The sequence below is a fragment of the Sutcliffiella halmapala genome, assembly GCF_050107295.1.
GTDB classification, from domain to species: Bacteria; Bacillota; Bacilli; order Bacillales; family Bacillaceae_I; genus Sutcliffiella_A; species Sutcliffiella_A halmapala_A.
Genome location: NZ_JBNIKR010000016.1, coordinates 32,742 through 56,195, shown reverse-complemented (window position 1 = coordinate 56,195; position 23,454 = coordinate 32,742). Strand labels below are relative to the sequence as shown.

Below are 23,454 nucleotides of genomic sequence, written 5' to 3'. Positions count from 1 at the left end.
GGTGGACCATTTAGTCCCACCATTTTTTTATAGCCTTTTATTTAGTATTTCTTGACGCCTAATGCCATTTTTAAATATTCCACAAACAGAGTGGCCTGTTCTTTTATTTTCAGGTCTTCCTTCGGCAATATCGCATGCTCCAAGGCTAATCCATCAATAAAGGCCACAATGGTCCGGGCAAGAACCTCACATTCATATTTCGAACTGAACTCCCCGCTCTGTTGACCCTGTTCAATAATATCCTTATAGATTTTCAGCCCAGCATAATACCGGACCGTGCCATATTCTCTTCTGCGTTGATTATTTCTTCCTGTAATGAAAAACTCCAGGTTGGAAGGGGCCATGGGATCCATTTTATCGTTGGGTTGCTGATCGTTTCCAAATATGGCCGTCAAGAGCAACTGCCAATGGGAATGGATTTCCTCCTCAAACAAAAGCTCTGCTTCCTTTATTGATTGTGCTAATCTTTCTTCCAGTAACGTTTCATATACATCTTCCTTATTGGAAAAGTATTGATACAAGCCTCCCCTGCTTACATTAGCAGCATCCATGATATGCTTCATGGTTGTCTGCTCGTATCCATGCTCCATAAAAACTACCTTTGCCTTTTCCAGTATCAAAGCTCTACGTTGCTCCATGTGTTCCTTGCTCACTTTCGGACTCACGAACATACCCCCGCTCTATCTTGTTTCTAAAAATATACCCAACTGCCGAGATGACAATCAAAAGAATTGCAGTAATGAGAAATGTCGGAATGACCCCTATAACTGTAGAGAGCCACCCTCCCAACAACGGGCCAATAATGGTTGCAGTCGTAGTCACACTGTTTATCACGCCAAATACTCTTCCTGTCATGTGTACAGGCGTACTGGTTTGGACAGACGCTTGGAAAGGAATAAAAACCAATCCCGCAGCAAATCCTGCCGTCAACCCTAGTGCCGGGCCCCATACTGTGGACATGGCCAGATCAGCGCCTGTAAATGCCGACAGCATCGAAAAGCTAATTCCTAAGCCGCAAACCCCGAGTAACATCAAGCTAAAGGCATGATAATCCGTCTTTTTCGCCAGCAGGCCTCCAGAAACGAGCATACCCACACCTGATGCTGTTACAATAAAACCAAAAAGATCTGGAGAAGCCTGCGTGAGTTCTCTTATCAGCACAATTATCTGTGAATCCGACAGCTGTAAGATTAAAAGGCTGATTCCTAGTACCAGCATTCCTACCAGCAAATAGCGACTGCTTTTGAGAAACGCCAATCCTTCTAAAAATTCCTCTTTAAAGGTCGCTTGCCCTTTTTCTTTGGTATCATGGTCTTTTAATACAGCAACAGTCTTCGGCAGGGCCAATAACAGTAGTGCCGAAACAAAGAACGTAGCAGCATCTATATAGAATACAGGAGCCGTCCCGAACGCCGTTACCAATAAACCGCTTAACAGTGGTCCTAACACCTTGGTGCTCGCATCAATCATCGAAGTAAAGGACATGGCGCTTTTCATGCTCGCCTCTGTTACAAGCTCCTTGAGTTTCCCATTCTTAGCAGGTACAAACACCGCCGACAGCATTCCAATGACAAACAAGCACACATAAACCGTCCATATCGAGCTTGCAAATGAGAGGATAAGGATCAAAATCCCTCTTCCTACATCTGATACCACCATTAGCGTCCTGCGGTTCAAGCGGTCAGCAATCGTACCGGTAAACGGCCCTAGAAGAGCCATCGGAACCGCCAAGCAAAGAATGATAAAGGAAACTTCCATCGGCGTCGCTTCCCACTTCAATCCTACAAGCGTAATAATTGCTACAATACTAAGCCAATCACCAACACTCGATATCAGCTGGGCAAGCATTAACGTCAGAAATCCTCTATTTTGACCTAACCCCTTCTCCATTTCCCATCACCCCATTATAACGACACCAGTGTCTATTTAATTATATTATATAGACACCGGTGTCGTTTTACTACTGTTTTTTAAAAAAATACAAAAAAACTCCCAGCCAAAAGGCTGAGAGTTTCTGTATATCCGAAGATTAACGTTTTGAGAACTGAGGTGCACGACGAGCGCCCTTAAGTCCGTATTTTTTACGCTCTTTCATACGCGCGTCACGAGTTAGGAACCCTGCACGCTTTAAAGTAGCACGGAACTCAGGATCAGCTTGCAATAATGCACGAGCGATTCCGTGACGGATCGCACCAGCTTGACCAGTGTATCCTCCACCGTCAACGTTTACCAATACATCATAGTTACCTTCTGTTTCAGTAACTGCTAATGGTTGTTTAACAACGTTACGTAGAGCTTCGAATGGGATGTAGTTTTCGATATCACGATCGTTGATCACGATTTGTCCGTTACCAGGAACTAGACGTACACGTGCAACGGAGCTTTTACGACGACCTGTGCCGTAGTATTGTACTTGTGCCAAAGTTATACCCTCCTTATTAATTAACCGCGAAGTTCGTAAACTTCAGGTTGTTGTGCTTGGTGTGGATGTTCGCTACCAGCATATACGTTTAATTTTTTAGCTTGTTGACGTCCAAGACTTCCTTTTGGAAGCATGCCTTTGATTGCAAGTTCTAACATCTTTGTAGGATAGTTAGTACGCATTTCCAAAGCAGTTCTTTGCTTTAATCCACCTGGGTGCATAGTGTGACGGTAGTAGATCTTCCCGTTTAACTTGTTACCAGTTAAGTGAATTTTCTCAGCATTGATGATGATTACATGATCTCCAGTGTCTACGTTTGGAGTGTAAGTTGGTTTATGTTTACCACGTAAAATGGATGCAACTTCACTTGCTAGACGACCTAAAGTTTGACCTTCAGCGTCTACCACGTACCATTTACGATTGATTTCGCTAGCTTTCGCCATAAACGTTGTACGCATTGATTTTTCCCTCCTAAAAATTTAAAGCTTTTTATTTGTCGTATCATATATTTTAAGTTATCACGATGAAACTCTTCCGGGGCTTGATCGTGGGGCTAAAATACATACCATGTGATATCTTATATCTTTTTTTGGATATTGTCAAGAAAATGTTACACCAGGATTAGTTGTCATCATAAACGACGTCCCATAAGTATAAACCGTGGGCCGGTGCGGTTTTTCCTGCAGCCTTTCTATCCCTTGATTGAAGAATAGCTAAAATTTCCTCCGGCTGTTTTTTTTCTTGTCCCACTTCCAATAATGTACCTACGATGATCCGGACCATATTGTACAGAAAGCCATTGCCGATGATACGGAAAACAAGCTCTTCTCCGTCTTCCGGAATCTCCAGTTCATATATAGTTCGGACTTTATCCTCCACCTCGGTTTTCGCCGAACAGAAGCTGGTAAAGTCATGTTCCCCCAAAAAGTGCCTGGCTGCCTCACGCATGGCCTCTGTGTTGATAGGATACGGGTAATGAAAGACCTGTTCACGATGGAACACGTCAAAATCCTTGCTTAAACTCACCTTGTAACGGTATTCCTTCTTCACAACATCAAAACGTGCGTGGAAAGAAGGTGACGCAGTTTCCACATGCCTTACCCAGATATCTTTTGGCAGATGGGCGTTCATCGCCTTCTGCCAAGCTTCATCCGGAATGGAAAGAGGCGAGTCGAAATGAATCACCTGACCCATTGCATGGACTCCCGCATCAGTGCGGCCGGAAGCGGAAACCCTGATCTCTGTGCCCTTGTGAATCCTCGTTAACGCCTTTTGCAGTTCAAGCTGCACTGTACGCTTCTCATTTTGAATCTGGTACCCTTCAAATCGGGACCCGTCATAGGATATTATGCATTTCATTCTATTCATCGCATCTAGACTCCATTATGTTCGTATCAGAACCAGAATAAACGTGAGGGCACCCAGAAACGCCATAAGCAGCGTATCCTTTGTGCTCCACTCGAGGATACGGAATTTCGTGCGTCCTTCGCCACCTCTGTACCCGCGCGCCTCCATGGCTGTAGCAAGCTCCTCAGCGCGTTTAAATGCACTGATGAAGAGTGGGACAAGCAATGGGACGAGCGCCTTCACACGCTCCTTTAAAGGCCCTGTGGTAAAGTCCACTCCACGGGCACTTTGCGCCTTCATGATTTTATCCGTCTCCTGCATCAAGGTCGGAATGAACCTTAGGGAAATGGACATCATCAGAGCCAGCTCATGTACCGGTACACCGAGCTTCTTGAAAGGGCCAAAAAGCGTCTCCATTCCGTCCGTCACTTCAATCGGCGTCGTAGTCAAAGTCAGTATGGTCGTAATGGTTATCAGGAACAAGAAACGCAGGGAGATGAAAATAGCCTGCCTGATTCCCTCTTCATAGATTTCAATAAAACCTAATTTGTAAAGGAGTGTCCCTTCCTTAGTCAGGAAAACATGAAAGATCATAGTGAAAATGATTATCCATAGGATCGGCTTCAAGCCTTTTAAGATGAATGGAATAGGAATCCTTGTCATAAGGACAACGGATAAGGTGAAGACTCCCAAAAGGGCATATCCCCACACATTATTTGCAAGGAAGACAATCAGGACAAAGATGAAGACAAGTAGCAGTTTCGCCCTTGGATCCATCCGGTGAACAATGGAGGTCCCAGGCACATAACGCCCGATGATCAGGTTATTCATGCTGCCCCACCCCCTGTGAGAGCTTAGAGGCGATTGCCTCTGCAGCTTCATCGATGGTCAGGCAGATGCCGCCAAGCTTCCTGCCAAGACGATCCTCGAGCTCTTTCATAAACAGGACCGTTTCCGGAACATCCAAGCCAAACTCCTGGATTTTTTCCGGAATAGAAAAAATCTCTCGTGGTGTGCCTTTCAGACCGACCGTACCATTGTTCATCACATAGATCGAATCGGCATACATGGCTGCATCCTCCATGCTATGTGTCACCAGTATGGTTGTCAGGTTCTTTTCCTTATGCAAGGAATAGAACAGGTCCATGATCTCTTTTCGGCCTCTTGGATCCAATCCTGCAGTAGGCTCATCCAGGACGACCACCTCTGGCTCCATGGCAAGCACACCGGCGATGGCGACTCTTCGCATCTGACCGCCACTTAAGTCGAATGGGGATACCTCCAGATACTTTTCAGGAAGCCCTACCAACTGCAGGGCAGTTCTTGCCCTTCTTTTCGCCTCTTCCTCTGAAACTCCAAAATTGATCGGACCAAAACAGATATCACGTTCCACCGTCTCCTCAAAAAGCTGATGTTCAGGAAATTGAAATACGACTCCTACCTTTTTGCGCAGTGCCTTGATATTCTTTTCTTTTTCAGAGGCTTTCAGGGTGAAATCCCCTATTTGAATCGTTCCTTTGTAAGGACGCAGCAGTCCGTTTAGATGCTGAAGGAGTGTTGATTTCCCTGATCCCGTATGCCCTATGATAGCACTATAGGAACCGTCTGCAATTTCCATATTGACATCATACAGTGCCACTCGTTCAAAAGGAGTTTTCGCCTGATAGCGATGCTCTAGATTTTGTATGTTAATTTGCATAACTCATCCATCAGCCTTTCACTCGTTGTCGGGTTTGACTCAAGGGTAACACCTATACTTTTTAGCTTATTGGCTAAGCTAATGGCAAATGGCAGATCCAATCCTATTTGAACAAGCTGCTCCCCAAGCAGGAAAATATCACTTGGCGTACCTTCCGCAAAAACCTTCCCACCATTTAACACAATGATACGGTCGGCTCTGGAAGCCTCCTCCAAATCGTGTGTGATGGATAGAACCGTCACTCCCATTTCTTTTCTCAGTTCCTCTATCGTTTGAATGACCTCTTTTCGACCGATGGGATCGAGCATACTCGTCGCTTCATCCAATATGATGATTGCCGGCTGGAGCGCTATGACACCCGCGATGGCTACACGCTGCTTTTGTCCGCCTGAGAGTTGATGTGGTTCTTGGGTTAAAAAAGATTTCATCCCAACTCTATTAATTCCTTCTTCTACTCGCTCAATCATCTGTTCGCGTGGGACCCCAATATTTTCTAAACCAAAAGCTACATCATCCTCTACCGTGGATCCAACAAATTGATTATCCGGATTTTGAAAGACCATGCCTACCTGACGTCGAATATCCCAGAGCTTCTCTTCGGATAGTTCCATACCATTGATGATCACCGAACCTTTTGACGGCATCTGCAATCCATTCAGAATACGTGCAAGCGTGGATTTTCCTGAACCATTATGGCCTACAATAGCAGTCCATTCACCCTGCTTGACCTCTATATTAATATCCTTCAGCGTATCCTCTTCCTGGTTGGGATAACGGAAGAACAAATTCTTCACTTTCAGAATCGTGTCAGTCATGAATCTTTCTCCTCTCTTCTCACCTTGTCTCCACTAACTCATCCATATCATAACGTTTCAGTCACTTCCCTAAGCCGCGTATAGGGAAGTGAGCCGAGACTGATATTTCTGCAAAAAAATAAAGGGCATGATCAGTCATTACAACTGCCCGCCCTTATTTATGACTGAAAATAGAAAGTTTAAAAAGTCCGGTAAAAAAGCGTTGAGGTTGATCGCAGCTTTTTTTGTCCTCCTTTTTAAACCACTATCACAATAGATTATACTAACTCGATGATTACCATTGGTGCTCCGTCTCCGCGACGAGGTCCAAGTTTCATAATACGAGTGTATCCACCTTGGCGCTCACCGTAACGTGGAGCGATATCAGCGAACAATTTTTGTACTGCGTCCGCACCAGTTTCTTCGTTTGCCACTTCATGACGAACATAAGAAGCTGCTTGACGGCGAGCATGCAAATCTCCGCGCTTTCCAAGAGTGATCATTTTTTCTACAACAGAACGTAATTCCTTCGCACGTGCTTCTGTAGTTTCAATGCGCTCACTGATGATTAAGTCAGTTGTTAAGTCACGTAGCATCGCTTTACGCTGTGCGCTTGTACGACCTAATTTTCTGTATCCCATGTTGATGTTCCCTCCTTCTGTAGAAAGTAATGAAACGTCCAAACACATAAAGATGCCTAGTTTTACGAATAAAAACTAGTCATCTTTACGCAAGCCTAAACCTAGTTCTTCTAGTTTGTGCTTGACTTCTTCTAGAGACTTTCGGCCTAAGTTACGAACTTTCATCATATCTTCTTCTGTTTTATTCGCAAGTTCTTGAACAGTGTTGATGCCAGCACGCTTCAAGCAGTTGTAAGAACGAACAGATAAATCAAGCTCTTCAATAGTCATCTCCAAGACTTTTTCCTTCTGATCTTCTTCTTTTTCAACCATGATTTCCGCGTTTTGCGCTTCATCTGTCAATCCTACAAATATATTTAAGTGCTCAGTTAAAATCTTTGCCCCAAGTGCTACTGCTTCTTGTGGACCGTTACTACCATCTGTCCATACATCTAGAGTAAGCTTGTCATAGTTCGACACTTGGCCTACACGTGTATTTTCAACATAATAAGAAACGCGTGAAACTGGTGTAAAGATAGAATCAATCGGGATTACTCCGATTGGCTGATCTTCACGCTTGTTTCCGTCCGCTGGTACATATCCGCGTCCACGCTTAGCGGTGAAACGAATACGCAGGTGCGCGTCCTTTGCTAACGTTGCGATATGAAGGTCAGGGTTAAGGATTTCAACATCGCTGTCATGGGTAATGTCAGCAGCTGTTACAGCTCCTTCGCCTTGCACGTCAATCTCTAACGTCTTCTCATCATCTGAATAGATTTTTAATGCTAGCTTCTTAACGTTCAAAATAACTGTTGTAACATCTTCAACGACGCCTTCAATTGTTGAGAACTCATGCAGTACACCATCTATTTGGATAGATGTTACAGCGGCACCAGGAAGTGAGGATAAAAGAATACGACGTAAGGAGTTACCCAAAGTTGTTCCATATCCACGCTCAAGTGGCTCGACGACGAATTTACCATAGTTGGCGTCATCGCTGATTTCAACCGTTTCGATTTTTGGTTTTTCGATTTCTAACATTCATAACCCTCCTTCAAAACGTCGAAACCCCGGAAAGACAAAGTTGTCTAACCGAAATTCCCCATAGGTATGTCCCGATTGTGCACAACAACAACATTTAATTATCTGTATAATTCACAAACTGTATCATCAGCCATTATTGACATGTATACAAATTCTATACAGACAAATTAAACACGGCGACGTTTTGGTGGGCGGCAACCGTTATGAGGTACTGGGGTTACGTCTCTGATAGCAGTTACTTCAAGACCAGCTGCTTGTAAAGCACGGATCGCTGCTTCACGACCAGCACCAGGGCCTTTAACTGTAACTTCCAAAGTTTTCAAACCGTGCTCCATGCAAGACTTTGCAGCAGTTTCAGCTGCCATTTGCGCTGCGAATGGAGTGGATTTACGAGAACCTCTGAAGCCAAGAGCACCTGCACTAGACCATCCAATTGCGTTTCCGTGAGAGTCAGTAATCGTAACGATTGTGTTATTGAATGTAGAACGGATATGCGCGATACCAGTGTCAATATTCTTTTTCACACGGCGTTTACGTGTATTAGTTTTACGTGCCATATTTCTTACCTCCTTACTTACTTAAAATTATTTCTTTTTGTTCGCTACAGTACGACGAGGACCTTTACGTGTACGAGCATTGTTTTTAGTGTTTTGACCACGAACCGGTAAACCACGACGGTGGCGAAGACCACGGTAGCAACCAATCTCGATTAGACGTTTAATGTTAAGAGATACTTCACGACGAAGGTCACCCTCAACTTTAATTTTATCTACGATATCACGAATTTTTCCTAATTCTTCTTCCGTTAAGTCGCGTACACGAGTTTCTTCAGAAACACCTGCTTCAGCTAGAACTTTCTCAGCTGTTGGACGACCAATACCGAAAATGTATGTTAATGAAATTACAACGCGCTTGTCGCGAGGAACATCAACACCAGCAATACGTGCCATATATGCGCACCTCCCTCAAGTTATCCTTGTTTTTGTTTATGTTTCGGGTTTTCACAAATAACCATAACTTTACCTTTTCTACGAATAACTTTACATTTTTCGCAGATCGGCTTCACAGATGGTCTCACTTTCATCTTATATTACCTCCCTGATAGTACGGAGTGCTAAAATAGGTTTATTTAAAACGATACGTAATTCTACCGCGTGTTAAATCGTATGGAGAAAGCTCCACCGTTACTTTATCTCCTGGCAGGATTCGAATAAAGTGCATACGAATTTTCCCAGATACATGAGCCAATACCGTATGACCATTTTCCAATTCTACTTTAAACATAGCATTTGGTAAAGTCTCAACGACCGTACCTTCTACTTCAATCACATCGTCTTTCGCCATTAATTAAGTTCTCCCTTCTTCAAATCAGTAACAAGCCCCTCGACAAACTTTGTTAGCACGAACCTAAGTTTCCCATTTGTCACACGACCTGTTTCGATCATACTGTTCTGAACTTCTGGAGACACGTAATCAAAAAATTCAAGATGATGAATGTTCTTCTTCTTAGGGCGGTCGTACTTCCTCTTGTCTCCATCCGCAAGGACGACAAAACGCTCATCAAGAATTTTAATAATTACGGCATACTGTCCGGCATCTCTGCCTTGAGTAATCAAAACAATCTGCCCTACTTTCAAAGCCGTTTCAGACTCAGTCAAGCAGAATCACCTCTTGGGCTTAGGCTTTTGTTAAGATCTCATAGCCTGTTTCTGTAATAGCGACCGTATGTTCAAAATGAGCACACATCTTACCGTCAACAGTAACAACAGTCCAGTCATCTGCTAACGTTTTTACGTAGCGAGTTCCTGCATTGACCATTGGTTCAATTGCCAGGACCATACCAGGTTTTAACCGTGGACCTTTGTTAGGAGGTCCATAATGTGGAATTTGAGGGTCTTCATGTAAGTCTTGACCAATTCCATGGCCTACATACTCTCTCACGATTGAAAAATCATGTGCTTCTGCATACGTTTGGATCGCATGAGAAACGTCAGAAAGACGAGCGCCCGGTTTTACTTCCTTGATGCCTTCATACAATGATTGCTCCGTGACTTCAAGTAATCGCTTTGTTTCATCGGAAATGTTACCGACAGCATACGTCCAGGCGGAATCGCCGTGGTAACCATTATACTTTGCACCAATATCTATGCTAATGATATCACCGTCATTTAGTACTCGATCGCCGGGGATACCATGAACAAGTTCTTCGTTAACAGAAGCACAAATGCTTCCGCGAAAACCATTATACCCTTTGAACGAAGGAATTGCATCATGTTTGCGTATGAATTTCTCAGCAATATCATCCAATTGTTTCGTCGTTACGCCAGGTACAATATGTTTTTTCAATTCTTGATGGGTGAGTGCAACGATTCTGCCAGCTTCTCTCATGATTTCAAGCTCACGAGGAGTTTTACAGATGATCATTACGCATGCCCTCCAAGAAGTTTTACAATATCGCTGAACACTTGGCCAATTGGCTGCTGTCCATCGATGTTTCGAAGATAGCCTTTGCCTTCATAGAAGTCCAATAAAGGCTTGGATTGTTTCACATTCACTTCCAAACGGTTCCCGACAGTTTCTTCGTTGTCATCAGCACGCTGATAAAGTTCACCGCCGCACTTATCACATACCCCTTCCTCACTTGGAGGGTTGAAGACAAGGTGATAAGTAGATCCACAATCTTTGCAAATACGTCTTCCGGTTAAACGCTCCATCAAGATGCTTTGGTCCACGTTCACATTGATTACATAATCAATTTTGCGGCCAAGATCTTCAAGCATTTGCTCTAGAGCTTCTGCCTGAGGAACTGTTCTTGGGAAACCGTCCAATAGAAATCCGTTTTTACAATCTTCTTTTTCAAGTCTTTCACGAACGATACCGATCGTCACTTCATCAGGAACAAGCTGACCTTGATCCATAAAAGACTTTGCTTTAAGGCCTAGTTCAGTTCCTTCCTTCATTGCAGCACGAAACATATCTCCGGTTGAGATATGAGGGATATTGTACTTTTCGACAATTCGTTCTGCTTGAGTACCTTTACCGGCACCCGGAAGTCCCATTAGAACTAAATTCATCTTAATGCCCCCTCAGTCTCTTGTGAAGTATATTGGGATAATGCTATCCCAATTACTTCATTACTTGATAAACCCTTTATAGTGACGCTTCACCAGCTGACTTTCAAGTTGCTTCATCGTTTCAAGTGCAACACCTACGACGATGAGGATACCAGTACCACCAATTTGTACGGCTGGCGGGAGATCAGCTATTTTCATAAAGATTACAGGTAGAACAGAGATTCCTGCCAAGAACAATGCACCAACGAAAGTTAGTCGGTAGATGATTTTTGTTAGGTATTCCTGTGTATTCTGACCAGGACGAATTCCTGGAATATATCCACCTTGCTTCTTTAAGTTTTCTGCCATCTGCTCAGGGTTAGACTGAACAAATGTGTAGAAATAAGTAAAGGCAATAATAAGAGCTACGTAAACTACCATACCGATCGGCTTCGTGTAATCGAATGTGCTTTGGATCCACTGAGTTACATCATTAGGACCAAAGAACGACGCGATGGTTGGTGGTGTGATGATAAAGGATACTGCAAAGATAACCGGAATTACCCCTGCTGCATTCACTTTTAATGGTAAGTGTGAGGAATGTCCGCCAACAGGATTACGTCCCGATACCTTCTTTGCATACTGGATCGGAATTTTACGCAATGCTTGTTGGATAAAGATAACTCCTACGATAACAGCTAAGATTGCAAGGATAATAAGAGCAACAATAACTAGATTTAGGAACAACTGATCTCCAGCATCCTGAATTTGTTGTGCATAAATCTGGTTGGCTCCATTTGGAATGGCCGCAACGATACCAGCGAAAATCAGGATGGAAATACCATTCCCGACTCCGTGAGCTGTGATCTGCTCGCCAAGCCACATTAAAAATGCTGTTCCTGCTGTCAACACTAAAGCAATTAAAAGATAAGTAGTGGGTGTCGGGTTGGAAATAAGCTGACCTTGGGCCAAGTTATTAAACCCGATAGACATACCAATTGCCTGGATAAATCCAAGCACGATAGTAAAGTATCTAGTGAATTGAGCTAATTTGCGACGTCCAACTTCTCCTTGTTTTGACCACTCCGTAAACTTTGGAACAACATCCATTTGCAGCAATTGCACAATGATGGACGCTGTGATGTATGGCATTATACCCATGGCAAGAATTGAGAAGTTTTGTAAAGCTCCACCACCGAAGGTATTCAAGATACCGAATACACTAAACTCATCCTGAAATTTCAATATGTCAGAGTTTACCCCTGGTACTGGGATAAACGTACCGATACGGAATATGATTAACATTAGTAGGGTGAAAACTATTTTCTTTCTTATATCACCCACGCGCATAAAATTGGAGAATGTCTGGAACATTAGATCACCTCAACTGAACCGCCAGCTGCTTCGATAGCTTCTTTAGCTGCTGAGGAGAATTTATGAGCACGAACTGTAAGCTTTTTCTCGATAGAACCGTTACCCAATACTTTCAATCCAGCGTTTAGTTTGCTAACTAAACCTGTTTCAAGAAGTAATTCAGGTGTAACTTCTGTACCATCTTCAAAGCGGTTTAACGCATCAAGGTTGATAATTGCATACTCTTTACGATTGATGTTCGTGAATCCGCGCTTTGGTAAGCGTTGGAATAGAGGTGTTTGACCACCTTCGAATCCAGGACGAACGCCACCGCCTGAGCGTGCATTTTGACCTTTATGACCTTTACCAGAAGTTTTACCGTTACCAGAACCAGTACCGCGACCTACACGATTGCGTTCTTTACGAGATCCTTCGTTAGGTTTTAACTCATGAAGTTTCATTGTGGCACCTCCTTATTTAAAAAACCGTTTCTATTATTGCTCTTTCACAGTAACAAGGTGAGATACCTTGTTAATCATTCCACGGATAGCTGCGTTATCCTCATGGACAACTGTTTGGTGCATCTTTTTCAAACCAAGAGTTTGAACAGTCACACGTTGATCTTGTGGACGACCGATTACACTGCGAGTGAGGGTGATTGCTAATTTGTTCGCCATTTTGTTTCCCTCCTTATCCTAACAGTTCTTCTACCGTTTTACCACGCAATTTAGCAACGTCCTCTGCACGTTTCAATTGCTTTAATCCGTTAAGTGTTGCACGGATCATGTTGATTGGTGTGTTAGATCCTAAAGATTTAGAAAGGATGTCTTGAACACCCGCTAACTCAAGTACCGCACGAACTGGTCCTCCAGCGATAACCCCAGTACCTTCAGAAGCAGGTTTCAAAAGGATTTCTCCAGAACCGAATTCTCCAAGTACTTGGTGAGGAATTGTTGTACCAACGATAGGTACAGCAACTAAGTTCTTTTTCGCATCTTCAATTGCTTTACGGATAGCTTCAGGTACTTCTTGAGCTTTACCAGTACCGAAACCAACATTACCGTTTTTATCTCCTACTACTACAAGAGCAGCAAAGCGGAAACGACGTCCACCTTTTACTACTTTCGCAACGCGGTTAACCGTAACAACGCGTTCTTCAAGTTCTAATTTGTTTGGATCAATGCGACGCATCAGTGTCCCTCCTTTTCCGATTAAAATTCTAAACCAGCCTCACGTGCAGCATCTGCTAATGCTTTCACACGTCCGTGGTATAAGTATCCACCGCGGTCGAATACTACTGATTTAATTCCTTTTTCAATTGCGCGCTTTGCAACTAGTTCTCCAACTGCTTTAGCGGACTCAACGTTACTTCCGTTAGCCTCAACGCCTTTATCAAGTGTAGAAGCACTCGCGATTGTTACAGAGTTCGTATCATCGATCACTTGAGCATAAATGTGTTGGTTTGAACGGAACACATTTAAACGTGGACGAGTTGCAGTTCCTGATAACTTAGCACGAACACGAGTGTGTCTTTTCTTACGAGTAGAATTTTTATCAGGTTTTGTAATCATCTTGCAGTCACTCCTTTCTATCTGCTTATGCGGTCTTACTTCGCAGTTTTACCTTCTTTACGACGTACATGTTCACCTTCATAACGAATACCTTTACCTTTGTAAGGCTCTGGCGGGCGAACGTCACGGATGTTTGCTGCTAAAGCACCAACGCGCTCTTTATTGATACCTTTGATAAGGATCTTTGTGTTTGTCGGAACTTCAACTTCAATACCTTCTTCTGGTGTGATTTCAACCGGATGAGAGTATCCAACGTTAAGAACTAGCTTGTTACCTTGCTTGGAAGCACGGTAACCAACCCCGATAAGTTCTAATCCTCTTTCGAAACCTTTTGTTACACCTTCAACCATGTTGTTTAAAAGTGCACGAGTTGTTCCGTGGATAGTACGGTGTTCTTTGCTTTCAGAAGGACGTACAACTGTTAGTACGTTTTCTTCTACTGTAATAGCCATATCTTGGCTGAATGTACGAGTTAATTCACCTTTAGGACCTTTTACGGTAACTGTGTTGTTGTCGTTTGTAATTGTAACCCCAGTTGGGATTTCAATAGGTTTTTTACCTACACGTGACATTTAGTTACACCTCCGTTCATTTAAAGAAATTATTACCAAACGTACGCTAATACTTCTCCACCAGCTTGTTTTTGACGAGCTTCTTTATCAGTGATAACACCTTGAGAAGTAGAGATGATCGCAATACCTAATCCGTTTAATACACGAGGTACTTCGTTAGCTTTTGCATAAACACGAAGACCAGGCTTACTGATACGTTTAAGACCAGTAATTACACGCTCGTTGTTAGCACCGTATTTCAAGAAAATACGAATGATACCTTGTTTGTTGTCTTCGATAAATTCTACGTCACGTACGAAACCTTCACGCTTTAAGATTTCAGCAACTTCTTTTTTGATTTTAGAAGCAGGAAGTTCAAGCTTCTCGTGACGTACCATGTTCGCATTGCGGATGCGAGTAAGCATATCTGCAATAGGATCTGTCATAACCATTTAATTTACCTCCTTCCCAATTATCGGGTTTTACCAACTTGCTTTTTTCACGCCAGGAATTTGGCCTTTATAAGCTAATTCACGGAAACAAATACGGCAAAGCTTAAATTTACGGATTACAGAGTGGGGACGACCACAACGTTCGCAACGAGTATAAGCTTGCACATTATGTTTAGGTGTGCGTTTTTGTTTAGCAATCATTGATTTTTTAGCCACATTTTCGCCTCCCTCTACCACACGCTGGTATTATTTTTGGAATGGCATTCCGAATGATGTTAAAAGCTCACGAGCTTCTTCATCAGTGTTGGCAGTAGTAACGATAACGATATCCATACCACGTACCTTGTTAACTTTATCGTAATCAATTTCAGGGAAGATAAGTTGCTCTTTAACACCAAGAGTGTAGTTTCCACGGCCGTCGAAAGACTTCTTAGAGATACCACGGAAGTCACGAACACGAGGTAAAGATACAGATACTAACTTATCTAGGAATTCGTACATACGCTCTCCGCGTAATGTAACTTTCGCGCCGATTGGCATTCCTTCACGAAGACGGAAGCCCGCGATAGATTTTTTCGCTCTAGTTACAACAGGCTTTTGACCAGTGATAGAAGTTAATTCTTCTACAGCTGCGTCTAACGCTTTAGAGTTGGCAACTGCATCACCAACACCCATGTTGATAACGATTTTCTCAAGCTTTGGAGCTTGCATAACGGATTTATAGTTAAACTTGCCCATTAGAGCAGGAATAATTTCGCTTTGATACTTTTCTTTTAGGCGGTTCATCAAAAGTACCTCCTTTCTTCAAAAGTCTATTTATCTAATTGTTCACCTGATTTTGTTGCAACACGTACTTTTTTACCGTCAACTACCTTGTATCCTACACGAGTAGGTTCACCGGATTTCGGATCTAAAGGCATAACGTTTGATACATGAATAGGCGCCTCACGGTTGATGATTCCACCTTGAGGGTTTTCTTGTGATGGTTTAGCATGCTTTTTCACGATGTTAATACCTTCTACAAGAACACGGTCTTTCTTAGGAAAAGATTCAAGGATCACTCCTTGTTTACCTTTATCCTTACCAGAGATAACTACAACTTTATCACCTTTTTTTACATGCATCCTTTCGCACCTCCTTGACACATTCATTTCTTATATTAAAGTACTTCTGGAGCTAAAGATACAATCTTCATGTAGTTGTTATCACGTAATTCACGTGCAACTGGTCCGAAGATACGAGTTCCACGAGGGCTCTTGTCATCTTTGATAATTACGCATGCGTTCTCATCAAAACGGATATATGAACCGTCATTACGACGAACTCCACGTTTAGTACGAACTACTACAGCCTTCACTACGTCACCTTTTTTAACAACGCCTCCTGGTGTTGCTTGTTTCACTGTACAAACAATAACATCACCAATGTTCGCGTAACGACGACCAGATCCACCTAATACTTTAATTGCCAGTACTTCACGAGCACCTGAGTTATCAGCAACTTTCAAACGAGATTCTTGTTGAATCATGCATGGTACCTCCCTTCGGAATTACTATCCGAACTTAAATATTAGATAATTACAGCTTTCTCTACTACTTCTACTAAACGGAAACGCTTTGTTGAAGATAACGGACGTGTCTCCATGATCTTAACGATATCGCCAGTCTTAGCCGCGCCAGTTTCATCATGCGCTTTGTACTTTTTAGAGTACTTAACACGTTTGCCGTAGAGTGTGTGAGTTTTGTAAGTTTCAACTAGTACTGTGATTGTTTTATCCATTTTGTCAGAAACAACACGACCAGTGTAAACTTTACGTTGGTTACGTTCACTCATTTTCGCGAACCTCCTCTTAATTATTTGTTAGAAGCGATCTCTCTCTCGCGAACTACTGTTTTCATACGAGCGATTGACTTACGCACTTCGCGAATACGAGCAGTGTTTTCTAATTGACCAGTCGCTAATTGAAAGCGTAGGTTGAATAACTCTTCTTTTAAAGATTTCACTTTTTGTTCAATCTCGGCAGTGGTTAAGTCGCGTAGTTCATTAGCTTTCATTAGTTTCACCACCAATTTCTTCACGTTTAACGAACTTACATTTAACTGGTAGCTTGTGCGCAGCTAAACGTAATGCTTCACGTGCAATTTCCTCAGATACACCTGAAATTTCAAACATAACCTTTCCAGGTTTAACAACTGCTACCCATCCTTCTGGAGCACCTTTACCGGAACCCATTCGGACCTCTAGAGGCTTTGCAGTGTATGGTTTTGAAGGGAAAATTTTAATCCAAACTTTACCGCCACGTTTCATATAACGAGTCATCGCACGACGTGCTGCTTCGATTTGACGGTTAGTGATCCAAGATGCTTCTAGAGATTGTAATCCGAACTCTCCGAAGTGTACCTCAGTACCGCCTTTCGCTTTACCACGCATTTTTCCACGATGTTCGCGGCGATATTTTACGCGTTTTGGTAATAACATAATTATTTTCCTCCTTCCTCAGTTTTCTTCTTCGTAGGAAGGACCTCTCCACGGTAGATCCATACTTTCACACCTAATTTACCGTAAGTTGTATCAGCTTCTGCTGTACCATAGTCAATATCAGCGCGAAGAGTATGAAGTGGAACTGTACCCTCACTATAATGTTCAGAACGAGCGATGTCTGCTCCGCCTAGGCGACCAGATACCATTGTTTTAATACCTTTCGCACCAGCGCGCATTGCACGTTGAAGTGATTGCTTTTGAGCACGACGGAAAGATACACGGTTTTCTAATTGACGAGCGATGTTTTCAGCTACTAACTTAGCGTCAAGATCAGCTCTCTTAATTTCAAGGATATTGATGTGTACACGTTTACCAGTAAGTTGGTTCAACGCTTTACGAAGTGCTTCAACTTCAGTACCACCTTTACCGATAACCATTCCTGGTTTAGCAGTGTGAACAGTTACGTTCAAGCGGTTTGCAGCACGTTCGATTTCTACTTTAGATACAGAAGCGTCATTCAGACGTTTTGTGATATATTCACGAACTTTGATATCTTCATGAAGCAGGTTAGCATAATCTTTTCCTGCGTACCATTTGGACTCCCAGTCACGAATGATACCAACACGAAGACCGATAGGATTTACCTTTTGACCCACTGATTATCCCTCCTTCTTTTCTGATACCACGATTGTAATGTGGCTAGTGCGTTTGTTTATTTGACTCGCACGACCCATTGCACGAGGGCGGAAACGTTTTAAAGTTGGTCCTTCATTCACGTATGCCTCAGTAACGATTAGGGCGTTAGCGTCCATTTCAAAATTGTGCTCTGCGTTAGCAATAGCGGACTTGAGAACTTTTTCGATTACTGGTGAAGCAGCCTTTGGAGTTAACTTCAAAATAGCTACTGCTTCGCCTACTTGCTTGCCTCGAATTAAATCCATAACTAGACGAGCTTTACGAGGAGCAATACGAACTGTTCTTGCAACAGCTTTAGCTTGCATGTAAAAGCCTCCTCTCTAATTAGCGTTTTGTTTTCTTATCATCATTTGCGTGACCTTTGTAAGTACGAGATGGAGCGAATTCTCCAAGCTTGTGACCTACCATGTCTTCTGTCACATATACTGGTACGTGTTTACGGCCATCATACACAGCGATTGTATGTCCGATAAATTGTGGGAAAATAGTAGAACGACGAGACCAAGTTTTTACGACTTGTTTACCCTCAGTTTCATTTAACTTTTCAATCTTTGTCATTAAATGATCATCTACAAAAGGCCCTTTTTTCAAGCTGCGACCCATGTGGAAACCTCCCTTCGTGATTGCTCTACGGCCCTTATGAACCGTAGTACAACCCCGTTATTTTTTACGACGACGAACGATAAATTTGTCAGACTTGTTTTTCTTCTTGCGAGTTTTGTAACCAAGAGTTGGTTTACCCCAAGGAGTCATAGGTGACTTACGTCCGATTGGTGAACGTCCTTCACCACCACCGTGTGGGTGATCGTTAGGGTTCATTACAGAACCACGTACAGTTGGGCGAATACCCATCCAACGAGAACGTCCTGCTTTACCAATGTTGATAAGTTCGTGCTGTTCATTACCAACTTGACCTACAGAAGCGCGGCAAGTGGAAAGAATCATGCGAGTTTCACCGGAAGTTAAACGTACAAGTACGTATTTTCCTTCTTTACCAAGTACTTGTGCAGAAGTACCTGCAGAGCGAACTAATTGTCCACCTTTACCTGGTTTTAATTCGATGTTGTGGATTACAGTACCTACTGGGATGTTGATTAGTGGTAGTGCATTACCCACTTTGATATCAGCTTCAGGGCCAGACATTACTGTCATTCCCACTTCTAAGTTCTTAGGAGCTAGAATGTAGCGCTTTTCCCCATCTGCATAGTTGATTAACGCGATATTGGCGGAACGGTTTGGATCATACTCAATTGTAGCAACGCGTCCTGGTATACCATCTTTATCACGTTTGAAGTCGATGACGCGGTATTGACGTTTGTGTCCACCACCTTGGTGACGTACAGTCAATTTACCTTGGTTATTACGACCACCTTTTCTGTGTAACGGTTGTAGCAAGCTTTTTTCTGGTTTGTCTGTAGTGATCTCAGCAAAATCAGAAACTGTCATGCCACGACGTCCATTAGAGGTTGGTTTGTATTTTTTAATCGCCATCATGTTCCCTCCTTTTCGTTGATGATTTTATTTTTTATTAAACCTCGAAGAATTCGATTTCTTTGCTATTTTCTTTTAATGTTACAATAGCTTTTCTACGACGGTTAGTTAATCCGCTGTGACGACCTACACGACGGAATTTACCTTTGTAGTTCATGATGTTTACTTTCTCGACAGTTACGCCAAAGATCGCTTCAACAGCATCTTTAACTTCAGTCTTGTTAGCTCTAACATCCACTTCAAAAGTGTATTTCTTTTCTGTCATTAAATCAGTAGAACGCTCAGTAATCACGGGGCGCTTAAGAACATCACGATGATCTCTCATTATGCAAGCACCTCCTCTAATTTTTGAACAGCGTCTTTCGTAAAGATTACTTTGTCATGGTTTACAACGTCTAATACGTTCACACCACTTACAGTAACAACAGTTACTCCAGGGATATTACGTGCAGATAAAGCAACGTTTTCGCTGTCGTCAGCTGTTACGATTAACGCTTTACGAGTGATTTCTAAACCTTTTAGTACAGAAGTCATTTCTTTTGTTTTTGGTGCATCAAAAGCTAATCCTTCTAATACTAACAATTCATTTTCCAACACTTTGGAAGATAATGCAGATTTGATAGCTAAGCGACGAACTTTCTTAGGAAGTTTGTAGCTGTAGCTTCTTGGTGTAGGACCGAATACGATACCACCACCACGCCATTGTGGAGAGCGGATAGATCCTTGACGGGCACGGCCGGTACCTTTTTGGCGCCATGGCTTGCGTCCACCACCTGCTACTTCAGAGCGTCCTTTTACTTTTGCATTACCTTGACGTTGAGATGCTCTTTGCATAACGATCGCATCGAACAATACGCTGTTGTTTGGCTCAATACCGAACACAGCATCTGCTAATTCAATTTCACCGACACTCGCGCCAGTTTGATTGTATAATGCTACTTTAGGCATTTGTAGTTCCTCCTTTCCTAAACAATTAGTTTGCTTTTACCGCACTTTTAATTGTGATTAACGCTTTTTTAGGACCAGGTACGTTACCTTTTACTAATAATAGGTTACGCTCTGTGTCTACTTTCACGATCTCAAGGTTCTGGATAGTAATGCGCTCTCCACCCATACGTCCAGGTAATAGTTTACCTTTGAATACACGGTTTGGAGCAACAGGTCCCATAGAACCAGGACGACGGTGATAACGAGAACCGTGAGTCATTGGGCCGCGAGATTGTCCGTGGCGCTTGATTGAGCCTTGGAAACCTTTACCCTTTGAGATTCCTGTTACATCTACTACATCGCCTTCTGCGAAAATATCAACTTTGACTTCCTGACCAACTTCGTAAGTTCCTAAGTCTACTCCATTGATTTCACGAATGAAGCGCTTAGGTGCTGTGTTAGCTTTAGCAACATGTCCTTTTTCAGGCTTGTTCGCTAATTTATCACGCTTGTCAGCAAAACCGATTTGAACTGCTTCATAACCGTCTGTTTCGACAGTTTTAACTTGAAGCACTACGTTTGGAGTAGCTTCGATTACTGTTACAGGGATAAGATCGCCGTTTGCAGCAAAAACTTGAGTCATACCTATCTTTTTTCCTAAGATTCCTTTGGTCATTAGTCACACCTCCTGAATAATTAAGTATTTATTGATTAAAGCTTGATTTCGATGTCCACACCAGATGGAAGATCTAAACGCATTAAGCTATCAACCGTTTGTGGTGTTGGGTTAATGATATCGATTAAGCGCTTATGAGTGCGCATTTCGAATTGCTCACGAGAATCTTTATATTTGTGTACCGCACGTAAGATAGTGTATACAGATCTTTCCGTCGGTAACGGAATAGGACCAGAAACAGTAGCACCTGAACGTTTTGCAGTTTCAACGATCTTCTCAGAAGATTGATCTAGAATTCTGTGATCATAAGCTTTTAAACGAATGCGAATCTTTTCTTTTGCCATTATTTTTCCCTCCTTTTTTCGCCTATATTATTGATAGACATTCTCCGTGAAAATTAACCTGTCACACTCGCCATGGCAAAGCGGCCGGGTGTGCCAGCAACCTTTCACATCATCGCAGTCAAAGACCAACATTACCTATTATACAACTAACTAATAGACAATGCAACTATATTTCAAATAAAATCTCTGAGCACTTTTCATATTATAACGAGAAGTTGTGCTTATTGCAACATGGACTGTAAGAATTATTCATTTCAGTTTTTTCCAGTATGGATGGTCGTTATACATCATCGATTCATTGGGTTTATTTATATAGAGGAAAGTCGTATTTTTCGTCCCTTTTCGATGCAATATTTTGCGTTTCATTTAAAGACCCCTGTTGATTTCCGTTCCAGTGGCTCGCTTTCCGCGGGCGGTCTCGGGAGCCTCCTCGACGCGCTGCTTCCGCAGGAGTCTCGCCACTTGCACTTCAATCAACAAGGGGAGAGTGATAATTCATTAAGTGTCTCTATAAAGGCTGATAATACATTCACTTTCAATATTGAGGTTCTGAAAAGGTAGTGCCCATTGCATTGCTTAGAAATCAAAAGTTCAGCTGCACGGATCTTTTGTTTTACTTACATACATAAAAAAACCGGCACCCCATTGGGATACCGGTTCTTATAAGATCTATTCAGATCAAGAATTACTCTTGGATAGTAGCAACTACGCCAGCGCCTACTGTACGTCCACCTTCACGAATAGAGAACTTAGTTCCTTCTTCGATAGCGATTGGAGCGATAAGTTCAACAGTCATTTCGATGTTGTCGCCAGGCATAACCATTTCTACGCCTTCAGGTAGGTTACAAATACCAGTTACGTCAGTTGTACGGAAGTAGAACTGCGGACGGTAGTTTGTGAAGAATGGAGTGTGACGTCCACCCTCTTCTTTTGATAGTACGTAAACTTCAGCTTTGAATTTTGTGTGTGGAGTGATAGTACCAGGCTTAGCTAATACTTGTCCACGTTGGATGTCGTCACGAGCAACCCCACGAAGAAGTGCACCGATGTTGTCTCCAGCTTCAGCATAGTCAAGAAGCTTACGGAACATTTCTACTCCAGTTACAGTAGTAGATTTAGGCTCTTCAGTTAAACCGATGATCGCGATAGTGTCACCAACTTTAACTTGTCCACGCTCAACACGTCCAGTAGCAACTGTTCCACGTCCAGTGATAGAGAACACGTCCTCAACTGGCATCATGAATGGCTTTTCAGTGTCACGAGCTGGTGTTGGGATGTACTCATCAACTGCAGCCATAAGCTCAACGATTCTTTCTTCCCACTCAGCGTCTCCTTCAAGAGCTTTAAGAGCAGAACCTTTGATTACAGGAACATCGTCTCCAGGGAAATCGTACTCAGAAAGAAGGTCACGAACTTCCATTTCAACTAATTCTAGTAATTCTTCGTCGTCAACCATGTCACATTTGTTTAAGAATACAACTAGGTGAGGTACACCAACTTGACGAGAAAGAAGGATGTGCTCACGAGTTTGTGGCATTGGACCATCAGCAGCAGATACTACTAGGATTCCGCCGTCCATTTGAGCAGCACCAGTGATCATGTTTTTAACATAGTCAGCATGTCCTGGGCAGTCAACGTGTGCATAGTGACGGTTTTCAGTTTCGTACTCAACGTGAGCTGTAGAAATAGTGATTCCACGCTCTCTTTCTTCTGGAGCCGCGTCGATCATGTCATAAGCCATTGCAGCACCTTTACCACTGCGCTTTGCAAGTACAGTTGTGATTGCAGCTGTTAAAGTTGTTTTACCATGGTCAACGTGTCCGATTGTACCGATATTAGCATGCGTTTTGGATCTATCGAATTTCTCTTTACCCATTAGAATATCCTCCTTAGAGTTTCATAAGTTTTTTTATTTTTATATGAGACATTAACA

The 23,454-nt window shown here is 42.6% G+C and carries 40 protein-coding genes; all 40 read right to left on the bottom strand.

The genetic code is table 11. The annotated features are described in order from the left end of the window. Positions 1 to 41: 41 nt before the first annotated feature. A complete protein-coding gene (locus ACQCT5_RS20880; RefSeq protein ID WP_499644787.1) occupies positions 42 to 665 on the bottom strand; it encodes a TetR/AcrR family transcriptional regulator in 624 nt (207 codons plus the stop codon). Then, on the bottom strand, positions 625 to 1,890 hold the full coding sequence (locus tag ACQCT5_RS20875) for an MFS transporter (RefSeq protein WP_499644785.1): 1,266 nt from the start codon (positions 1,888 to 1,890) through the stop codon (positions 625 to 627). The genes ACQCT5_RS20880 and ACQCT5_RS20875 overlap by 41 nt, the downstream gene beginning before the upstream one ends. A gap of 139 nt (positions 1,891 to 2,029) precedes the next feature. Continuing rightward, on the bottom strand, positions 2,030 to 2,422 hold the full coding sequence (gene rpsI, locus ACQCT5_RS20870; protein ID WP_010191551.1) for a 30S ribosomal protein S9: 393 nt from the start codon (positions 2,420 to 2,422) through the stop codon (positions 2,030 to 2,032). A 20-nt stretch (positions 2,423 to 2,442) separates the two neighbouring features. Next, positions 2,443 to 2,880 carry a 50S ribosomal protein L13 gene (gene rplM / locus ACQCT5_RS20865; RefSeq protein ID WP_386645156.1) on the bottom strand — a complete coding sequence of 146 codons (438 nt, stop codon included), beginning with the start codon at positions 2,878 to 2,880 and terminating at the stop codon, positions 2,443 to 2,445. Positions 2,881 to 3,043: 163 nt separating this feature from the next. Further along, entirely contained in the window at positions 3,044 to 3,790 is a 747-nt protein-coding gene (truA, locus tag ACQCT5_RS20860) for a tRNA pseudouridine(38-40) synthase TruA (protein WP_499644782.1), read from the bottom strand. 15 nt (positions 3,791 to 3,805) lie between these two features. After that, positions 3,806 to 4,600, bottom strand: a complete 795-nt coding sequence (locus ACQCT5_RS20855; RefSeq protein WP_499644780.1) for an energy-coupling factor transporter transmembrane component T family protein — start codon at positions 4,598 to 4,600, stop codon at positions 3,806 to 3,808. Further along, entirely contained in the window at positions 4,593 to 5,468 is an 876-nt protein-coding gene (locus ACQCT5_RS20850) for an energy-coupling factor ABC transporter ATP-binding protein (RefSeq protein ID WP_499644778.1), read from the bottom strand. Before ACQCT5_RS20850 ends, ACQCT5_RS20855 begins: the two co-directional genes overlap by 8 nt. Continuing rightward, positions 5,444 to 6,283 (bottom strand): energy-coupling factor ABC transporter ATP-binding protein, encoded by an 840-nt coding sequence (locus tag ACQCT5_RS20845; RefSeq protein WP_499644776.1) that lies wholly within the window; start codon positions 6,281 to 6,283, stop codon positions 5,444 to 5,446. Before ACQCT5_RS20845 ends, ACQCT5_RS20850 begins: the two co-directional genes overlap by 25 nt. A 257-nt stretch (positions 6,284 to 6,540) precedes the next feature. Beyond that, positions 6,541 to 6,903: a 50S ribosomal protein L17 gene (gene rplQ / locus ACQCT5_RS20840; RefSeq protein ID WP_204420272.1), complete on the bottom strand. Its 363-nt coding sequence runs from the start codon at positions 6,901 to 6,903 to the stop codon at positions 6,541 to 6,543. Between the two features lie 75 nt (positions 6,904 to 6,978). After that, positions 6,979 to 7,923 carry a DNA-directed RNA polymerase subunit alpha gene (locus tag ACQCT5_RS20835; protein ID WP_148990109.1) on the bottom strand — a complete coding sequence of 315 codons (945 nt, stop codon included), beginning with the start codon at positions 7,921 to 7,923 and terminating at the stop codon, positions 6,979 to 6,981. 170 nt (positions 7,924 to 8,093) lie between these two features. Continuing rightward, positions 8,094 to 8,483 carry a 30S ribosomal protein S11 gene (gene rpsK, locus ACQCT5_RS20830; protein WP_078382536.1) on the bottom strand — a complete coding sequence of 130 codons (390 nt, stop codon included), beginning with the start codon at positions 8,481 to 8,483 and terminating at the stop codon, positions 8,094 to 8,096. Between the two features lie 27 nt (positions 8,484 to 8,510). Next, positions 8,511 to 8,876 carry a 30S ribosomal protein S13 gene (gene rpsM / locus ACQCT5_RS20825; protein ID WP_078382537.1) on the bottom strand — a complete coding sequence of 122 codons (366 nt, stop codon included), beginning with the start codon at positions 8,874 to 8,876 and terminating at the stop codon, positions 8,511 to 8,513. Positions 8,877 to 8,896: 20 nt separating this feature from the next. Next, the gene (gene rpmJ / locus ACQCT5_RS20820; protein WP_003156543.1) at positions 8,897 to 9,010 is read right to left on the bottom strand and encodes a 50S ribosomal protein L36; all 114 of its coding nucleotides are present in this window, start codon (positions 9,008 to 9,010) and stop codon (positions 8,897 to 8,899) included. A gap of 41 nt (positions 9,011 to 9,051) precedes the next feature. After that, positions 9,052 to 9,270: a translation initiation factor IF-1 gene (gene infA, locus ACQCT5_RS20815; RefSeq protein ID WP_003348578.1), complete on the bottom strand. Its 219-nt coding sequence runs from the start codon at positions 9,268 to 9,270 to the stop codon at positions 9,052 to 9,054. Then, complete coding sequence (locus tag ACQCT5_RS20810; RefSeq protein WP_386645223.1) at positions 9,270 to 9,584, bottom strand: KOW motif-containing protein; 315 nt, start codon at positions 9,582 to 9,584, stop codon at positions 9,270 to 9,272. Before ACQCT5_RS20810 ends, infA begins: the two co-directional genes overlap by 1 nt. Before the next feature lie 19 nt (positions 9,585 to 9,603). Next, positions 9,604 to 10,350: a type I methionyl aminopeptidase gene (map, locus tag ACQCT5_RS20805; RefSeq protein ID WP_404430244.1), complete on the bottom strand. Its 747-nt coding sequence runs from the start codon at positions 10,348 to 10,350 to the stop codon at positions 9,604 to 9,606. Beyond that, positions 10,350 to 11,000 carry an adenylate kinase gene (locus ACQCT5_RS20800; protein WP_499644771.1) on the bottom strand — a complete coding sequence of 217 codons (651 nt, stop codon included), beginning with the start codon at positions 10,998 to 11,000 and terminating at the stop codon, positions 10,350 to 10,352. Before ACQCT5_RS20800 ends, map begins: the two co-directional genes overlap by 1 nt. A 60-nt stretch (positions 11,001 to 11,060) precedes the next feature. Then, a complete protein-coding gene (gene secY / locus ACQCT5_RS20795; protein WP_204419997.1) occupies positions 11,061 to 12,353 on the bottom strand; it encodes a preprotein translocase subunit SecY in 1,293 nt (430 codons plus the stop codon). After that, entirely contained in the window at positions 12,353 to 12,793 is a 441-nt protein-coding gene (gene rplO, locus ACQCT5_RS20790; RefSeq protein WP_417898351.1) for a 50S ribosomal protein L15, read from the bottom strand. Before rplO ends, secY begins: the two co-directional genes overlap by 1 nt. A gap of 33 nt (positions 12,794 to 12,826) precedes the next feature. Next, a complete protein-coding gene (gene rpmD / locus ACQCT5_RS20785) occupies positions 12,827 to 13,009 on the bottom strand; it encodes a 50S ribosomal protein L30 (protein WP_047972360.1) in 183 nt (60 codons plus the stop codon). Between the two features lie 13 nt (positions 13,010 to 13,022). Continuing rightward, positions 13,023 to 13,523, bottom strand: coding sequence for a 30S ribosomal protein S5 (gene rpsE / locus ACQCT5_RS20780; protein ID WP_060666597.1), 501 nt, complete (start codon positions 13,521 to 13,523; stop codon positions 13,023 to 13,025). 20 nt (positions 13,524 to 13,543) lie between these two features. Continuing rightward, on the bottom strand, positions 13,544 to 13,903 hold the full coding sequence (rplR, locus tag ACQCT5_RS20775; RefSeq protein ID WP_224841273.1) for a 50S ribosomal protein L18: 360 nt from the start codon (positions 13,901 to 13,903) through the stop codon (positions 13,544 to 13,546). Between the two features lie 35 nt (positions 13,904 to 13,938). Further along, a complete protein-coding gene (gene rplF / locus ACQCT5_RS20770) occupies positions 13,939 to 14,475 on the bottom strand; it encodes a 50S ribosomal protein L6 (protein WP_417898353.1) in 537 nt (178 codons plus the stop codon). Positions 14,476 to 14,507: 32 nt separating this feature from the next. Continuing rightward, on the bottom strand, positions 14,508 to 14,906 hold the full coding sequence (gene rpsH, locus ACQCT5_RS20765) for a 30S ribosomal protein S8 (protein ID WP_010191507.1): 399 nt from the start codon (positions 14,904 to 14,906) through the stop codon (positions 14,508 to 14,510). Between the two features lie 30 nt (positions 14,907 to 14,936). Then, on the bottom strand, positions 14,937 to 15,122 hold the full coding sequence (locus ACQCT5_RS20760) for a type Z 30S ribosomal protein S14 (protein WP_010191505.1): 186 nt from the start codon (positions 15,120 to 15,122) through the stop codon (positions 14,937 to 14,939). 30 nt (positions 15,123 to 15,152) lie between these two features. Further along, positions 15,153 to 15,692 (bottom strand): 50S ribosomal protein L5, encoded by a 540-nt coding sequence (gene rplE, locus ACQCT5_RS20755; RefSeq protein ID WP_417898354.1) that lies wholly within the window; start codon positions 15,690 to 15,692, stop codon positions 15,153 to 15,155. Between the two features lie 26 nt (positions 15,693 to 15,718). Further along, positions 15,719 to 16,030 (bottom strand): 50S ribosomal protein L24, encoded by a 312-nt coding sequence (rplX, locus tag ACQCT5_RS20750; protein ID WP_204420009.1) that lies wholly within the window; start codon positions 16,028 to 16,030, stop codon positions 15,719 to 15,721. 35 nt (positions 16,031 to 16,065) lie between these two features. After that, positions 16,066 to 16,434 carry a 50S ribosomal protein L14 gene (gene rplN / locus ACQCT5_RS20745; RefSeq protein WP_010191501.1) on the bottom strand — a complete coding sequence of 123 codons (369 nt, stop codon included), beginning with the start codon at positions 16,432 to 16,434 and terminating at the stop codon, positions 16,066 to 16,068. A 41-nt stretch (positions 16,435 to 16,475) separates the two neighbouring features. Next, positions 16,476 to 16,739 (bottom strand): 30S ribosomal protein S17, encoded by a 264-nt coding sequence (rpsQ, locus tag ACQCT5_RS20740; protein ID WP_204420012.1) that lies wholly within the window; start codon positions 16,737 to 16,739, stop codon positions 16,476 to 16,478. Between the two features lie 20 nt (positions 16,740 to 16,759). Next, positions 16,760 to 16,960: a 50S ribosomal protein L29 gene (gene rpmC, locus ACQCT5_RS20735; protein WP_010191499.1), complete on the bottom strand. Its 201-nt coding sequence runs from the start codon at positions 16,958 to 16,960 to the stop codon at positions 16,760 to 16,762. Further along, positions 16,950 to 17,384: a 50S ribosomal protein L16 gene (gene rplP, locus ACQCT5_RS20730; RefSeq protein ID WP_204420014.1), complete on the bottom strand. Its 435-nt coding sequence runs from the start codon at positions 17,382 to 17,384 to the stop codon at positions 16,950 to 16,952. The genes rpmC and rplP overlap by 11 nt, the downstream gene beginning before the upstream one ends. 2 nt (positions 17,385 to 17,386) lie before the next feature. Further along, entirely contained in the window at positions 17,387 to 18,043 is a 657-nt protein-coding gene (rpsC, locus tag ACQCT5_RS20725; protein WP_499644765.1) for a 30S ribosomal protein S3, read from the bottom strand. A 3-nt stretch (positions 18,044 to 18,046) separates the two neighbouring features. Further along, positions 18,047 to 18,388 (bottom strand): 50S ribosomal protein L22, encoded by a 342-nt coding sequence (gene rplV, locus ACQCT5_RS20720; protein ID WP_204420018.1) that lies wholly within the window; start codon positions 18,386 to 18,388, stop codon positions 18,047 to 18,049. A gap of 19 nt (positions 18,389 to 18,407) precedes the next feature. Further along, positions 18,408 to 18,686: a 30S ribosomal protein S19 gene (gene rpsS / locus ACQCT5_RS20715; RefSeq protein WP_204420020.1), complete on the bottom strand. Its 279-nt coding sequence runs from the start codon at positions 18,684 to 18,686 to the stop codon at positions 18,408 to 18,410. Between the two features lie 57 nt (positions 18,687 to 18,743). Continuing rightward, positions 18,744 to 19,574, bottom strand: coding sequence for a 50S ribosomal protein L2 (gene rplB, locus ACQCT5_RS20710; RefSeq protein WP_204420085.1), 831 nt, complete (start codon positions 19,572 to 19,574; stop codon positions 18,744 to 18,746). 37 nt (positions 19,575 to 19,611) lie between these two features. Next, entirely contained in the window at positions 19,612 to 19,899 is a 288-nt protein-coding gene (gene rplW / locus ACQCT5_RS20705; protein ID WP_224841274.1) for a 50S ribosomal protein L23, read from the bottom strand. Next, complete coding sequence (gene rplD, locus ACQCT5_RS20700; protein ID WP_386645255.1) at positions 19,899 to 20,522, bottom strand: 50S ribosomal protein L4; 624 nt, start codon at positions 20,520 to 20,522, stop codon at positions 19,899 to 19,901. The genes rplW and rplD overlap by 1 nt, the downstream gene beginning before the upstream one ends. Positions 20,523 to 20,547: 25 nt before the next feature. Further along, the gene (rplC, locus tag ACQCT5_RS20695) at positions 20,548 to 21,177 is read right to left on the bottom strand and encodes a 50S ribosomal protein L3 (RefSeq protein WP_417898357.1); all 630 of its coding nucleotides are present in this window, start codon (positions 21,175 to 21,177) and stop codon (positions 20,548 to 20,550) included. 35 nt (positions 21,178 to 21,212) lie between these two features. Next, positions 21,213 to 21,521 (bottom strand): 30S ribosomal protein S10, encoded by a 309-nt coding sequence (rpsJ, locus tag ACQCT5_RS20690; protein ID WP_010191483.1) that lies wholly within the window; start codon positions 21,519 to 21,521, stop codon positions 21,213 to 21,215. Positions 21,522 to 22,206: 685 nt separating this feature from the next. Beyond that, entirely contained in the window at positions 22,207 to 23,397 is a 1,191-nt protein-coding gene (gene tuf / locus ACQCT5_RS20685; RefSeq protein ID WP_386645268.1) for an elongation factor Tu, read from the bottom strand. Between the last annotated feature and the right edge of the window lie 57 nt (positions 23,398 to 23,454).

Excerpts from the sequence above, each read along its gene's own strand:
- rpsS (WP_204420020.1), bottom strand. The coding sequence starts at position 18,686 with ATGGGTCGCAGCTTGAAAAAAGGGCCTTTTGTAGATGATCATTTAATG.
- tuf (WP_386645268.1), bottom strand. The coding sequence starts at position 23,397 with ATGGGTAAAGAGAAATTCGATAGATCCAAAACGCATGCTAATATCGGT.
- rpsE (WP_060666597.1), bottom strand. The coding sequence starts at position 13,523 with ATGCGTCGCATTGATCCAAACAAATTAGAACTTGAAGAACGCGTTGTT.
- secY (WP_204419997.1), bottom strand. The coding sequence starts at position 12,353 with ATGTTCCAGACATTCTCCAATTTTATGCGCGTGGGTGATATAAGAAAG.
- rplR (WP_224841273.1), bottom strand. The coding sequence starts at position 13,903 with ATGATTACAAAACCTGATAAAAATTCTACTCGTAAGAAAAGACACACT.
- infA (WP_003348578.1), bottom strand. The coding sequence starts at position 9,270 with ATGGCGAAAGACGATGTGATTGAAGTAGAAGGTACGGTCGTTGAGACT.
- rplB (WP_204420085.1), bottom strand. The coding sequence starts at position 19,574 with ATGGCGATTAAAAAATACAAACCAACCTCTAATGGACGTCGTGGCATG.
- ACQCT5_RS20855 (WP_499644780.1), bottom strand. The coding sequence starts at position 4,600 with ATGAATAACCTGATCATCGGGCGTTATGTGCCTGGGACCTCCATTGTT.
- rplP (WP_204420014.1), bottom strand. The coding sequence starts at position 17,384 with ATGTTATTACCAAAACGCGTAAAATATCGCCGCGAACATCGTGGAAAA.
- rplO (WP_417898351.1), bottom strand. The coding sequence starts at position 12,793 with ATGAAACTTCATGAGTTAAAACCTAACGAAGGATCTCGTAAAGAACGC.
- rpmC (WP_010191499.1), bottom strand. The coding sequence starts at position 16,960 with ATGAAAGCTAATGAACTACGCGACTTAACCACTGCCGAGATTGAACAA.
- rpsH (WP_010191507.1), bottom strand. The coding sequence starts at position 14,906 with ATGGTTATGACAGATCCTATTGCAGATATGCTTACTCGCATCCGCAAT.
- rpsJ (WP_010191483.1), bottom strand. The coding sequence starts at position 21,521 with ATGGCAAAAGAAAAGATTCGCATTCGTTTAAAAGCTTATGATCACAGA.
- rplM (WP_386645156.1), bottom strand. The coding sequence starts at position 2,880 with ATGCGTACAACGTTTATGGCGAAAGCTAGCGAAATCAATCGTAAATGG.
- rplN (WP_010191501.1), bottom strand. The coding sequence starts at position 16,434 with ATGATTCAACAAGAATCTCGTTTGAAAGTTGCTGATAACTCAGGTGCT.
- ACQCT5_RS20845 (WP_499644776.1), bottom strand. The coding sequence starts at position 6,283 with ATGACTGACACGATTCTGAAAGTGAAGAATTTGTTCTTCCGTTATCCC.
- rplF (WP_417898353.1), bottom strand. The coding sequence starts at position 14,475 with ATGTCACGTGTAGGTAAAAAACCTATTGAAATCCCAACTGGGGTTACA.
- rplV (WP_204420018.1), bottom strand. The coding sequence starts at position 18,388 with ATGCAAGCTAAAGCTGTTGCAAGAACAGTTCGTATTGCTCCTCGTAAA.
- ACQCT5_RS20850 (WP_499644778.1), bottom strand. The coding sequence starts at position 5,468 with ATGCAAATTAACATACAAAATCTAGAGCATCGCTATCAGGCGAAAACT.
- rplQ (WP_204420272.1), bottom strand. The coding sequence starts at position 6,903 with ATGGGATACAGAAAATTAGGTCGTACAAGCGCACAGCGTAAAGCGATG.
- rplW (WP_224841274.1), bottom strand. The coding sequence starts at position 19,899 with ATGAGAGATCATCGTGATGTTCTTAAGCGCCCCGTGATTACTGAGCGT.
- truA (WP_499644782.1), bottom strand. The coding sequence starts at position 3,790 with ATGAATAGAATGAAATGCATAATATCCTATGACGGGTCCCGATTTGAA.
- ACQCT5_RS20835 (WP_148990109.1), bottom strand. The coding sequence starts at position 7,923 with ATGTTAGAAATCGAAAAACCAAAAATCGAAACGGTTGAAATCAGCGAT.
- rplE (WP_417898354.1), bottom strand. The coding sequence starts at position 15,692 with ATGAACCGCCTAAAAGAAAAGTATCAAAGCGAAATTATTCCTGCTCTA.
- rplX (WP_204420009.1), bottom strand. The coding sequence starts at position 16,030 with ATGCATGTAAAAAAAGGTGATAAAGTTGTAGTTATCTCTGGTAAGGAT.
- rpmD (WP_047972360.1), bottom strand. The coding sequence starts at position 13,009 with ATGGCGAACAAATTAGCAATCACCCTCACTCGCAGTGTAATCGGTCGT.
- rpsM (WP_078382537.1), bottom strand. The coding sequence starts at position 8,876 with ATGGCACGTATTGCTGGTGTTGATGTTCCTCGCGACAAGCGCGTTGTA.
- rpsQ (WP_204420012.1), bottom strand. The coding sequence starts at position 16,739 with ATGAGTGAACGTAACCAACGTAAAGTTTACACTGGTCGTGTTGTTTCT.
- ACQCT5_RS20800 (WP_499644771.1), bottom strand. The coding sequence starts at position 11,000 with ATGAATTTAGTTCTAATGGGACTTCCGGGTGCCGGTAAAGGTACTCAA.
- rpmJ (WP_003156543.1), bottom strand. The coding sequence starts at position 9,010 with ATGAAAGTGAGACCATCTGTGAAGCCGATCTGCGAAAAATGTAAAGTT.
- map (WP_404430244.1), bottom strand. The coding sequence starts at position 10,350 with ATGATCATCTGTAAAACTCCTCGTGAGCTTGAAATCATGAGAGAAGCT.
- rplC (WP_417898357.1), bottom strand. The coding sequence starts at position 21,177 with ATGACCAAAGGAATCTTAGGAAAAAAGATAGGTATGACTCAAGTTTTT.
- rpsK (WP_078382536.1), bottom strand. The coding sequence starts at position 8,483 with ATGGCACGTAAAACTAATACACGTAAACGCCGTGTGAAAAAGAATATT.
- ACQCT5_RS20875 (WP_499644785.1), bottom strand. The coding sequence starts at position 1,890 with ATGGAGAAGGGGTTAGGTCAAAATAGAGGATTTCTGACGTTAATGCTT.
- rplD (WP_386645255.1), bottom strand. The coding sequence starts at position 20,522 with ATGCCTAAAGTAGCATTATACAATCAAACTGGCGCGAGTGTCGGTGAA.